This window comes from Buchnera aphidicola (Hyperomyzus lactucae) (assembly GCF_005081705.1).
GTDB lineage: Bacteria > Pseudomonadota > Gammaproteobacteria > Enterobacterales > Enterobacteriaceae > Buchnera > Buchnera aphidicola_Y.
The window spans coordinates 226,062-239,412 of sequence record NZ_CP034876.1; the positions used below are offsets into that span (position 1 = coordinate 226,062).

Sequence of the window (13,351 nt, forward strand, 5' to 3'; positions counted from 1 at the left end):
AAAAGTGGATATTGAAGTAAAAATGCCTGATATTGGTTTAGATGAAGTAGAAGTAATAGAAATATTAGTAAAAGTTAATCAGAAAGTAGATTCAGAACAAGAACTAATAACTGTAGAAGGAGATAAAGCTTCTATGGAAATACCATCACCTATATCAGGTACTGTAAAAGATATTTATATAAAAATTGGTGATAAGATTAAATCTTTTAGTTTAATCATGCTTTTAGAAGCAGAGAAAAATTTTTTAAAAGAAGAAACTAAAAATATAGATAATATTAATTTCGAACAAGATTGTAAAAAAAATATTCTTGTTCATGCGACCCCACTTGTAAGACGTTTAGCAAGAAAACTAAATATTGATTTATCTAAAGTTATAGGTACTGGTCGTAAAAATAGAATTTTAAAAGAAGATTTAGAATTGCATCAAAGTACTAATACAATATGTGTTCTAGAAGAAACTGATAAAATTAACATACGTTCTTCTAATAAAGAAAAAGTAGAAGAAATGAAATTAAGTACTCTTCAAAAAATTACTGGTAATAATTTATATCAAAATTGGATCAATATACCTCATGTTACACAGTTCGATGAAGTAGATATTACTATATTAGAAAAATTTCGTCAAAAATACAATCGCGAAAACAAAAATCAAACAAACACAAGTAATAATATTACAATATTAATTTTTGTAATAAAAGTAGTTGCGTATGCATTAGAAAAATTTCCTATTTTTAATAGTTCATTAAGCCTTGACAAGAAAAAAATCATTTTAAAAAATTATATTAATATAGGATTTGCCGTAGATGTACACAATGCTTTATTTGTACCTGTATTAAAAAATGTAAATAAAAAAAATATTGAACAATTATCTTCTGAATTAATATTACTATCAGAAAAAGCACGAAAAAAGAAGCTCAATGCATTAGATATGACAGATGGATGTTTTACAATATCTAATCTAGGTGGAATTGGAGGTAGTTGGTTTTCTCCAATTATTAATTCACCTGAAGTTGCAATTCTTGGTATCTCAAAATCTCAGGTAAAACCATTATGGAATGGAAAAGAATTTATTCCATCTCTTATGTTACCACTATCTTTATCTTATGATCATAGAGTAATTAATGGCGCTGATGGAGCACGTTTTATTACATTAATTAAAAAATTACTATCAGATATACATTTTTTAATTATGTAATTTTTATATATTCAATGTTAATTATGCAAATACATTTTTATTTAAGTGGAGTTTACTAGAGGTTATAATGTATCAAAAAATTCATGCACAAGTTGTAATTATTGGATCAGGTCCAGCAGGTTATTCCGCAGCTTTTCGTTCCGCCGATCTAGGTTTAGATACTGTTTTAATAGAACGTTATGATAAATTAGGTGGTGTTTGTTTAAATGTAGGTTGTATTCCTTCAAAAGCATTGTTACACATAGCGAAAGTAATTAAAGAAGCAAAAGAATTAGATATAACAGGTGTTTCATTCAATCAACCACTGATTGATATAGAAAAAATTAAACTTTGGAAAGAAAATATCATAAATAAACTAACTAATAGTTTATCTAATATGAGAAAAAAAAGAAAAATAAGAATTTTCCAAGGAAATGCTATTTTTGATACTGATAAAAGTATTATAGTTCAGAGTAAAGAAGATAAATTTACTGTTTTTTTCGACAACGCAATTATTGCAACGGGTTCTAAACCAATTAAAATCCCTTCTATACCTTATGATGATCAAAGAATTTGGGATTCAAGTGATGCTTTATCATTAAGAATGATACCAAATCGCTTTTTAATTGTTGGAGGTGGTATTATTGGTTTAGAAATGGCAACAATATATAGTGCTTTAGGTTCTAAAGTAGATATCATTGATCGATTTAAACATTTCATGCCTGCATTAGATAAAGATATTACTGATCTATACATAAAATCTATTAATCAAAGATTTAATTTAATGTTAAATACTCATATAGATAATATTGAATCAAGAGAAACTGGATTACTAGTAAACATGATAACAAATGATTTTGATAAAAAAAATATATCTTATGATGCCATATTAGTAGCAATAGGAAGAACTCCTAACCTTGATTTATTAGGATTGGAAAAAATAGGATTAAAAATAAATAATTTTGGTTTTATTCAAGTAGATGATCAGTTGAGAACTAATATTCCTCATATTTATGCTATTGGTGATGTTACTGGGACTCCTATGTTAGCTCATAAAGGTGTACATGAAGGTCACATTGCAGCAGAAGTTATATTTGGTAAAAAACACTATTTTGAACCTAAGGTAATTCCGTCAATAGCATACACTGAACCGGAAATTGCTTGGGTTGGTTTAAATGAAAAACAAGCTAAGAAAGAAAAAATAGATTATGAAATAGCTATTTTCCCTTGGAGCGCATCTGGTAGAGCCATTGTTTCAAATTGTCAAATAGGAATGACAAAGTTACTTTTTAATAAAAAAGATAGTAAGATTATTGGTGGTTCTATAATAGGAACAAATGCTGGTGAGTTAATTGGTGAAGTTGCACTTGCGATTGAAATGGGATGCGACGCTGAAGATCTTGCACTAACTATTCATGCTCATCCTACTTTGTATGAATCAATTGGTCTATCTGCAGAAATTTTTCAAGGTACAGTAACAGATTTATTAAATGTTAAATGTAATAAATAATTTTGGATTGTTTTAAAAAATGTTGTTTTAATTCAATTAATAAAATATTCTTAGAACNNGTTCTAAGAATATTTTATTAATCAGTCTAAATAGTTTAATAAATATATGACATTTAATTAAAAAATTATTAAGCACTTGTTTTAATTAAATACCTATGAACTAGAATCTATCATAGACATATTCTTGCCGTAGTATATTTCTCGCATTTCTCTCCATAGTAAATTAATAATATAAGTATGTTCTTCTTTTTTTAAATCTTCTAAATGAATATTAAATAAATAATTTTTTAAATTAAATTCTTTTAATAACATTCGAGTATGAAAAATATTTTCTTGATAAACATTAACATCAACCATATCATACATTGTTTTTATATCATTAGACATAAAATTTTGAATAGAATTAATTTTATGATCAATGAAATGTTTAATACCATGAATATCTCGAGTAAATCCTCTAACACGATATTCAATAGTTACAATATCAGATTCTAATTGATGTATAAGATAATTTAATGCATTCAACGGTGATATAATTCCACATGTTGAAACTTCAATATCAGCACGAAAAGTGCAAATTCCACTTTGAGGATGACTTTCTGGATATGTATGGACACAAATATGACTTTTATCTAAATGAGCTAGTACAGAAGACGACACGATATTACTTTTTAAAACATTAATTTTATCTAGATTCATCGGTTCTTCACATACTAAAATAGTTACACTTGCACCCTGGGGTTCATAATCTTGATGAAATATATTTAACACATTAGCGCCAATAATTGAACAAGTTTTTTTTAAAATTTTAGTCAATCGAACAGCGTTATATTGTTCATCAATATAAGAAATATAACTATTTCGTGAATCATTAGTATTCGCATAGCAAATATCATAGATACAAAAACTTAGGCTTTTAGTTAAATTATTAAAGCCATATAATTTTAGTTTTTGCAATTTAATTACTCTCCTATAAAAGGATTTTTAACTTTTATCTAATGCGTTAAGAATATATTGAGGCAAATAAAAACTACTTACATGAATTTTAGCATTATAGTAATTTAAAGCTAGTTTTGTATTTTTTATGTTTGATTGGAGAATTTTCAGATCTTTTTTTCGAGATTTTATATTGTCAGTTCCCCATGCAAAAATCATCATACCACCATAATAAGTGGGAATATTTGCATGATAAAATTTTACATCATGAAAATATTTTTTTAAATTTTTATAAGTAAGAATAGTTTCATTTTTTTGAAGAAAAAAAACACCATTTTGCGCTACAAAAATACCATTTTTATTAAGACAATTTTTACAGTTAAAGTAAAATTCTGATCGAAATAAATTTTTTCCACAACCAATAGGATCTGTAGAATCTGATATTATTAAATCAAATTTTTCTCTTGTTTTTTTTACAAAATTCAAACCATCATCAATAATCAATTTTAAACGAGAATCATAATAAGCATTACAACTATGATTAGGGAAATATTTTTTACATAAGTTAATAATATTAATATCGATTTCAACCATCGTAATATTTTCAATATTTCTATGTTTACATACTTCGCGAAGGATACCTCCATCCCCTCCTCCTATAATTAATACATTTTTTATCTCTCCATGTGCGAATATCGGTACATGAGCAAGCATTTCATGGTATATAAATTCATCGTATTCAGTTGTTTGAACAATGTCATCAATTGCCATAACTTTTCCGAAAATAGAATTTTGAAAAATTACTACTTTGTGATATGTGGTTCGTTCTTCATATAGAAATTCATCAATTAAAAAGTATTGTCCAAGATGACAATAAAGTTTTTCATGCCATGTTTTTTTTTGATCCATGGTTATATTTATATATCCTATAAAATTTAATAATCTAGATTATTTTGGGATTAATAAAAATCACGAGTATTATGAAATAACAGATTTTATTTTTAGAGTTTTTAAAAGAAGGATAATGATTTTTACAAAAATAAATTATTTTTTTAAAATTAATCTAATGTTTTATAAGAATATTTTGTAAAAAATAATAAAACTCATTAAAAAATCATCTGAACAAAATTTATTTAAAATAATATAAGAATGTTATTTTTTGATTAAATAGATTAGATAACTTTTATATATTTATTATATTTTCTAAAATGATTTCAACCAATTTAGATGACTGAAATGATGCAACTGAAATATTTTTTTTAAAATTTAACGTAGCATTATTATCTGATAAATCAGAAATAGCTTTTACGACAATAAGAGGAGTGTTAAATTTATAACAAACTTGAGCTATTGCTGCTGATTCCATTTCTACTGCTATTGCAGAAGGAAATTTATTATTTAGTTTTTTTATGCATGAATTTTTTCTAATAAACGAGTCTCCACTAATAATTAATCCTGTTTGAAATGTTAATTCATATTGAATAAATTTTTTTTTAAAAATATTCCATATTTTTTTGTTAGTGGTGAAATACTTTGGATATTTAGGTACTTGACCTAAAGAATAACCAAAATTTGTTAAATCTACATCGTAATAACATATTTTTTCTGGAATGATAAGATCTCCAATCTTTAATAATGAGTTTAGACTACCGGCAGAACCAGTATTAATAATAATATCTGGTTTATATAAATTAATAAGAAGAGTAGTTGAAATGCTAGCAGAAACTTTTCCTATTCCTGATTTAATTAAAAAAATATCGTTATTTTTAAATTTACCTATGTAAATTGTATAATTACCATTCTTTTTTTCTATACATGTATTTATTAATTTTTTAAGTGTTTCAATTTCTTTTTTTATAGCGCCTATTATTGCAATTTTCATTTTAATATAACGTATATTGAATGATAGAACATAATGTTAGTATCGCATTTATATTGCATTAGATACTAAATGAAGAACCGCATCCGCATGTATTTCTCGCATTTGGATTAGATACGATGAATTTAGAACCTTCTAAATTTTCTAAATAATCTATTTTCCCACCATGTATATATTGCAAACTAATCGCATCAATAATCAATGAAATATCTGACTGAGTGATTATAATATCGTCTTCATTAATTTTTTCATCAAAAACAAACTGATATTGAAAGCCGCTACATCCACCACCATTTATATAAATTCTTAATTTTAAATCATAATTTTTTTTTATTTTAATAAGATTTTTTATCTTTTTAATTGCGTTATCAGTAACATTAAGATATTTTTTAGGAGTGTTTTTCATTTTTGTTTTGTTCTCAGAAACACATTGAAAATATTGTATGTATATTTTTTATTTTAATTTTATCATAAAAAAATATTTTTTAAACATTTTATATATTTATTTTTTAGATAGATTAAATCCGTGCGCCGATAGATAATTTAGTCCTTATTGGCGCAGGTTATTAAAGATAATAATATTATTAATTAGTATTAATAATTTAATTTTTTTAAAAAATTAATCTGATCTTTTACGTAGAAAAGATGGAATATCTAGATATTCTGCTTCTTTATTAGTTTTATCTTCTGATTTGCTAATTTCTTTTTTTATAGTTTTTTTTTCTATTTTATTTGGAGATACATTTAAATATTGATAGCGATAATCCATTAAAATTTCTCTAGATGATTTATTTTTTATTTGATTAATTTCTGAATTTTTTTCCATCCCAATACCTGTAGCAACAACAGTTACTCGAAGAGTGTCATTCATGTCAGGATCTAAAGAAGTACCTATAACAACTGTTGCATTATCTGAAGAAAAAGATCTAATCGTATTTCCTACTGTTTCAAATTCGTCTAATTTTAAATCAAAACCAGCGGTAATATTAACTAAAACACCACGTGCACCTGATAAATCTATATCTTCTAATAAGGGGCTAGATATAGCTATTTCTGCAGCTTCTTCTGCGCGATTTTCTCCAGAAGATATACCCGTTCCCATCATTGCATATCCCATTTCTAGCATAACAGTACGTACATCAGCAAAATCTACATTCATTAAACCAGGTCTTGTAATCAGTTCAGCAATACCTTGTACTGCTCCCTTTAAAATATTATTAGCGGCACTAAAAGCATCAAGTAAAGAAATACCTCTACTAAGAACTTTTAATAATTTGTCATTAGGAATTGTAATTAAAGAATCTACATATTTAGATAATTCAATCACGCCTTGTTCAGCTACAATCATTCTTTTTTTACCTTCAAAATTAAAAGGTTTGGTTACTACAGCAACAGTTAAAATACCTAATTCTTTTGCAATTTCTGCTACTACGGGAGCAGCTCCAGTTCCAGTACCCCCTCCCATTCCAGCCGCTATAAAAACCATGTCAGAACCATCCAAGGCAGATTTTAATATTTCTTTATCTTCTTCTGCTGATGTTCGTCCAATTTCTGGATTAGCTCCAGCTCCCAATCCTTTAGTGATATTATTACCTATTTGTATAGTTTGACCTACTTCTATTTTTCTTAGTGCTTGTGCATCAGTATTAATAGCAAAAAATTCCACACCTTCGATACGTTCTCTCACCATGTGTTCTACTGCGTTTCCACCACCACCTCCGACACCGATCACTTTAATTATTGCGTTATTACTTAATTCTGCAGGTTCCAACATAATTTGTTTCCATTATATATCTATATTTTATAAAATTTTGAGTGTAATTTTTTTTAAAATTCTTTTTTAAACCAATTGTTAATTTGTTTAAAAAATTTTTCAAGAAAAGAATATTGTTTTTTTTTCTTTTTAACATTTGTGTAATATTCTTTTCCATAATGCAACAAACCAACTACTGTTGAGTAATCTGGTTCAGTTATTTTTTCTATTAATCCTGAAATATTTAAAGGTTTAGCAATTCGCACTTTTTTATGAAATACTTTTTCTGCACATTCTGTTAAGCATGAGATTTTTGATCCACCCCCAGTAAGTACTATGCCACTTAGTAATTCGTGTTTTTCTCCTTTTTGATGAAGCCTTTTTTGTATATAAAGAATTTTGTTTTTTACTAAAGATAATAATTCAATATATCTTGATTCAATTACTTCTATTAAAGCATCTTGTTGTAAAGTTTTTTGAAAATTTCCGGTAACACTAGAATAATCAATATTTTTTGATGCACCTAAAGAAGGTTTTATTGCAGATCCATATTGGATTTTCATTTTTTCCGCATTATAATAAGAAGTGCTAAAAGCATATGAGATATCGCTAGTGACAATATTTCCTGCATATGGAATAACTTCGCTATACTGTATAGAACCATTAATATAAATAGTAAAATCTATTGTTCCTCCACCTATATCAATCATGCAAACTCCAAGTTTACACTCATCTTCTGTTAAAACGGCTTTACTAGAAGCAAGACCTGAAAAAATGACTTGATCAACTTTTAAATCACATTTTTCTACGGCTTTAATAATATTCTTAGCTACATTTTGATGACAAGTAATTAAATGTACTTTTACTTGCATACGTACTCCAGATAAACCTATAGGATTTTTTATTCCAGATTGTTGATCAATTGAATATTCCTGTGGTATTACATGTAATATATGGTGTTCATTAAGAATTTGAACAGATTTTGCAATGTGTATTACAGTTTCTAGATCTTCTTTTGTTACTTCATCTTCAGAAATTGGAACCATACCTATTTCATTATGACAATTGATATGTTTATTAGATAGAGATAAATATACAGAAGTAATTTGACAATCTGACATAATTTCAGCTTTGTTGATAGATTCCTTGATAGATGCAACTATTGTATCTAAATTATTAATTCTTCCTTTATCTATTCCTTTAGATAAAGCAGTTCCGAATCCAATTATTTTAATTGTATCGTCTATTAATACTTCTCCCACCAAAGTTACTACTTTAGTAGTACCAATTTCTAATCCGACTACTAATTTTCTATCTTTTGATATGATCATATTTCTTGGGCCTGTACTTTATTTCCTTAATTATCATTTTTAACAAAGTAAATTTTTTATTTTTTTGTTTTTATACAACATAAAAATTCAGTTGAAAAAAGAATTATGTATACTTTTTTCTTATTTGAAAATTTTACTTAGTTATATCTAAAATTGATAATACTAGCTCATCAAATGATATCCCCATTTTTTTTGCTGATATAGGTACTAAACTTCTATTTGTCATTCCCGGTATAGTATTTACTTCTAGCAACCAAAATTGATTGTGATTATCTAATATAGTATCAATTCTTCCACATCCACTGCATCCTAGTATTTTCCATGCCAAAAAAGCTATTCTTTTTAGTTCTTTTTCTTTCTGTATAGGTAGCCCACTTGGACATATATATTTAGTAGAAGAATCTGTATATTTAGCATTATAATCATAGAAACGATGTTCAGTGGAAATATAAATAGAAGGTAATATATTTTCGCCAAGAATAGAGATCGTGTATTCTTTACCCTTTATAAATTTTTCAATAAGAATATTTTCATCGTAGATAGAAGCAAGATTGATGGCATCATTAATTTGTGTGATACAAGAAACTAATGTCATACCTATACTTGAACCTTGATTATTTGGCTTGATTAAGACAGGCAATCCTAATTTTAATATTTTTTTAATTATAAGAGAACTCAATGCAGTTGTATTTTTTTTTTTTTTTTGAATATAAACATCGGGTGCTGTTCTAAGACCAGAAGATTTCCATAATAATTTAGTTCGAAATTTATCTATGGCAATTGAAGATGCCATAATCCCACTTCCTGTATAAGGAATATTTAAATATTGAAGAACCCCTTGAATGCTACCATCTTCACCACCTTTTCCATGTAATGCAATATATGCTTTATCAAAACCTTCTTTTTTTAAATTTATTATAGAATAATCACGTGTATCAATCGGATATGCATTTAATCCAGATTGTAATAAACTCATAAGAACTGCATATCCTGATTTTATTGAAATTTTTCTTTCGGAAGATGTTCCTCCTAATAAAACTGCTATTTTTTTATTCATAATATCACTTTTTTGTTGTTTTTTATCAAAAATTTATGTACTATTTTATCTATATTTCCAGCACCTTGTATCAAAATAATATCGTTACCATTCAAGTAAGGCACAAGAGTATCTAATATTAAATTATGATCAGAAATAAAGTCTGTATAATTTTTACCTAGTTTTTTTATATCAAGATAAAGTGAAAAACTATCTCCTCCAGAAATAAACTTTTCGTTTGCAGAATATACATTCAATATTAAAAGAACATCAACTGTAGATAAAATTTTTACAAAATCATTATATAAATTATATGTTCTCGTATATCGATGAGGTTGAAATATCATTATTAAGTTTTTTTTAGGCCATCCAGTTCTTATTGTTTTAATAGTTTCAGATAACTCAGTGGGATGATGTCCATAATCATCTATTAACATAGTACTAATATTATGATTAATGTTGTTTTTTATTAAAAAATATCCAAGGCATTCAAATCTTCTGCAAGTACCTTGAAAATTTTTTAACGATGCAATTATATCGTGATTTTTTATACCTTCATGTATTGCGAGCGCGACAGCAGCTGCAGCATTTAGTGCATTGTGTTTACCAGGAATATTTAATGTTATATTTAATTTAGTTTTATTTTTTATAATTAATTTAAAATGTCCTACAAAAAAATATTGTTTATAAAATTCGATACGAATATCTGCATTTTTATTAAATCCGTACGTAATAATTTTACATTTTATATTAGGTAAAATATCGCAAATAGCAGAATTATCTGTACATACTATAGCTGTACCATATAATGGAATTTTTTTCAAAAAATTCAAAAAGGTTTTTTTTAATTTTTTAAAACTATTATTATAATTTTCCATATGATCAGGTTCTATATTTGTTACAATAGCTATTTTAGGATTTAAATATAAAAAAGAAGCATCACTTTCATCTGCTTCTACAATAAAGTAACGAGAGTGACCAAGTTGTGCGTGGGCATTGATTGATTTTATTAAACCACCATTAATACAAGTGGGACTCAAGCCATTATTAATAAATATATCTGTAATTATTGAAGTAGTAGTAGTTTTTCCATGAGTTCCAGAAATAGCTATTCCAAATTTATATTTCATTAATATTTGTAGCATTTCTGCTCTTAATAATACAGGAATTTTGAGTTTTTTAGCAGCAATAATTTCTTTGTTAGTTGATAAAATAGCACTAGATTTAATTATGTAATCGATATTATAAATATTTTTTTCAGCATGTTGAAAATATATATTTGCTCCTAGATTAATTAATTGTTCAGTAATGGTATTCTTTAATAAATCAGATCCACTAATTTTATAGCCTAATTTTAATAAAATTAAAGCTATACCTCCCATACCAGACCCACCGATACCAATCAAATGAATGTTTTTTTTTTGAATAAAAAAAAATTATTTTTTATATTTTTTATGTTCATACTATTATCTTTTACATTTATATTTTTTTAGAAATTATACTTTTTAGTGATATTATTAATAATATTAGAAATTTTTATTGTTGAATCACGAACGCCTAAAGAATAAGCCTTTTCTGCCATGACAAATAACTTTTCTCTATTTAATGAATCAAGCATGTTAACTATCAATGAAGTTTTAAAACGGGATTGATCGATTATTTTTGCAGCACCAATTTTCTCTAAATCTTGTGCATTATAATGCTGTTGTTTATCCTTATGTGGATAAGGTATAAATATAGCGGCTAATCCTACTATAGATATCTCACTTACAGTTAAAGCTCCGGAACGACAAATAACTATATCCGCCCATTCATATGCTAAAGCTATATTGTTTATAAAACAATGAATAAGCTGTTTTTTTAATCCATATTTTTCATATTTTCTTTTAGTTTTCTGAAACTCATAATTTCCCGTTTGATGCCAAATAATAATTTTTTCTTGTAATATAAATGAAACTTTTGGTAAAACATAATTTAGAATTGAAGCTCCTTGACTACCTCCTATAACTAATACTCGTAAAGGACCTTTTCTATTTTGAAAGCGATTTGTAGGTAAAGGAATATTTATAATACTCTGACAAACTGGATTGCCTACGACTTCTGCATTTGTTAAAGCTCCAGGAGATGCTTGTATGTTTTTTGTAGATATTTTCGAAAGCCATCGATTAGTAATACCTGCGATTTTATTTTGTTCATGTAATATAAATGGAATTCTAGAACTCCAAGCAGCTATCCCCCCTGGGCCAGAAACGTACCCTCCCATTCCTAAAATGATATTTGGAGACCAATTTTTTATTATTTTTTTAATTTGATAATAAGAACGTAATATGTATATTGGAGAACAAATTAAATTTTTTAAACTAGCATTACGTAATCCTTTAATTTTAATAAAATGAATTTTAATACCGTATTGAGGTATTATTTGTGATTCTATTTTATTTTTTGTTCCTATCCAATTTACACTCCATCCTTTTGTAATCAAATAACGTGCTATAGTTAGTCCTGGAAAGACGTGACCACCACTACCTCCTGCCATAATTATTATTTTCTTAGAAATCATTTAGGTCCTCTAGGAAATGCTTGTGATTTTCTTAATTTTGTTTCGAAATCTATTCTTAATAAAAAAAAAATAGCTATTGAATTAATAATTAAACTAGAACCACCATAACTAATAAATGGCAAAGTTAACCCTTTAGTTGGTAAAAGACCAGTAACAGCACCAACATTAATTAATGTTTGAAAGCTAAACCAAATACCAATAGAACATGCAAGGAATCCTGAAAATTTTTTTTTGTCTTCTAAAGCTCTTTGTCCAATAAACATAGCTCTAAAAGAAATGGTAAAAATTATTGATAATATTAAAAAAGAACCAATGTATCCTAACTCTTCTCCTATAATAGAAAATATAAAATCACTATGCGCATCAGGTAAATAATTTAGTTTTTGTATTGAATTACCCAATCCTTTTCCTAAAATACCACCACGTCCTAATGCCATCAATGATTGCGTTAATTGATATCCATTGCCAAATGGATCTTTCCAAGGATCCCAAAAAGACAATATTCTTTGAATACGATAGGGTTCTAATAATATTAATAAAATTATTATTAATATAGTAATAATAATAATTATAAAAAATTGTCCTATTTTAGCACCAGAAAGGAACAAAATTGATAAAGTTGTAAAAAGAAGAACTATCACAGTTCCTAAATCAGGTTCGATCAATAAAAGAATTGATTCTATTATTACAATACTAATAGGTTTAAAAAAACCCCAGAAATTATTCTGTACTTCATTGGATTTGCGTGATAGATAACTAGATATATAGCAAAAAGAAGAAAATTTACATATTTCAGATGGTTGTATGTGTAAAAAACCTAGACTGATCCATCGATAAGATCCGTGTATTGAATCTCCCACTAATAATACAATAAATAGCAATGAAATTGAAATTATTAGTATAGAATTACTACTTTTTTCCCAAAAAATAATTGGTGTACGCAAAAAAATAAAAGATAATAAAAATATTAAAAAAAAATAAAATATTTCTCTTTTTACGAAAAAAAAAGGATCATGATATAAGCTTTGACCTATTGGTATAGATGCAGAGAGCACCATAACTAATCCAATGGATAATAAACTTAAAGTCAACCATACTAATGTGCGGTCATATAGTATTGTTTCAAAAACTTTTGCATCATCTATTATATCAACATTTTTTTTTATAAACATT

The 13,351-nt window shown here is 26.5% G+C and carries 11 protein-coding genes and 1 pseudogene; 2 read left to right on the plus strand and 10 right to left on the minus strand.

Translation table 11 applies throughout. The features are described from left to right. Positions 1-4: 4 nt before the first annotated feature. Positions 5-1,195, plus strand: coding sequence for a 2-oxo acid dehydrogenase subunit E2 (locus D9V68_RS01045; RefSeq protein WP_261979595.1), 1,191 nt, complete (start codon positions 5-7; stop codon positions 1,193-1,195). A gap of 67 nt (positions 1,196-1,262) precedes the next feature. Next, the gene (lpdA, locus tag D9V68_RS01050) at positions 1,263-2,684 is read left to right on the plus strand and encodes a dihydrolipoyl dehydrogenase (RefSeq protein WP_158357492.1); all 1,422 of its coding nucleotides are present in this window, start codon (positions 1,263-1,265) and stop codon (positions 2,682-2,684) included. A 152-nt stretch (positions 2,685-2,836) separates the two neighbouring features. Here the strand turns inward: lpdA and speD are convergent, their stop codons facing one another. From speD to ftsW, 10 genes and pseudogenes are all read right to left on the minus strand, one after another. Then, positions 2,837-3,640 carry an adenosylmethionine decarboxylase gene (gene speD / locus D9V68_RS01055; RefSeq protein ID WP_158357494.1) on the minus strand — a complete coding sequence of 268 codons (804 nt, stop codon included), beginning with the start codon at positions 3,638-3,640 and terminating at the stop codon, positions 2,837-2,839. A gap of 27 nt (positions 3,641-3,667) precedes the next feature. Then, positions 3,668-4,528, minus strand: coding sequence for a polyamine aminopropyltransferase (gene speE / locus D9V68_RS01060; protein ID WP_158357496.1), 861 nt, complete (start codon positions 4,526-4,528; stop codon positions 3,668-3,670). 274 nt (positions 4,529-4,802) lie between these two features. Further along, complete coding sequence (locus tag D9V68_RS01065) at positions 4,803-5,501, minus strand: 5'-methylthioadenosine/adenosylhomocysteine nucleosidase (protein WP_158357498.1); 699 nt, start codon at positions 5,499-5,501, stop codon at positions 4,803-4,805. 58 nt (positions 5,502-5,559) lie between these two features. Then, on the minus strand, positions 5,560-5,904 hold the full coding sequence (erpA, locus tag D9V68_RS01070) for an iron-sulfur cluster insertion protein ErpA (protein ID WP_158357500.1): 345 nt from the start codon (positions 5,902-5,904) through the stop codon (positions 5,560-5,562). Positions 5,905-6,117: 213 nt separating this feature from the next. Beyond that, entirely contained in the window at positions 6,118-7,272 is a 1,155-nt protein-coding gene (ftsZ, locus tag D9V68_RS01075; protein WP_158357502.1) for a cell division protein FtsZ, read from the minus strand. Positions 7,273-7,325: 53 nt separating this feature from the next. Beyond that, complete coding sequence (gene ftsA / locus D9V68_RS01080; protein WP_158357504.1) at positions 7,326-8,582, minus strand: cell division protein FtsA; 1,257 nt, start codon at positions 8,580-8,582, stop codon at positions 7,326-7,328. A 133-nt stretch (positions 8,583-8,715) separates the two neighbouring features. Then, positions 8,716-9,639: a D-alanine--D-alanine ligase gene (locus D9V68_RS01085; protein ID WP_158357515.1), complete on the minus strand. Its 924-nt coding sequence runs from the start codon at positions 9,637-9,639 to the stop codon at positions 8,716-8,718. Continuing rightward, a pseudogene (gene murC / locus D9V68_RS01090) lies at positions 9,636-11,080 on the minus strand (UDP-N-acetylmuramate--L-alanine ligase). Before murC ends, D9V68_RS01085 begins: the two are co-directional and overlap by 4 nt. Before the next feature lie 27 nt (positions 11,081-11,107). After that, the gene (gene murG, locus D9V68_RS01095) at positions 11,108-12,178 is read right to left on the minus strand and encodes an undecaprenyldiphospho-muramoylpentapeptide beta-N-acetylglucosaminyltransferase (protein WP_158357516.1); all 1,071 of its coding nucleotides are present in this window, start codon (positions 12,176-12,178) and stop codon (positions 11,108-11,110) included. After that, the gene (ftsW, locus tag D9V68_RS01100; protein WP_158357517.1) at positions 12,175-13,350 is read right to left on the minus strand and encodes a cell division protein FtsW; all 1,176 of its coding nucleotides are present in this window, start codon (positions 13,348-13,350) and stop codon (positions 12,175-12,177) included. Before ftsW ends, murG begins: the two co-directional genes overlap by 4 nt. Between the last annotated feature and the right edge of the window lies 1 nt (position 13,351).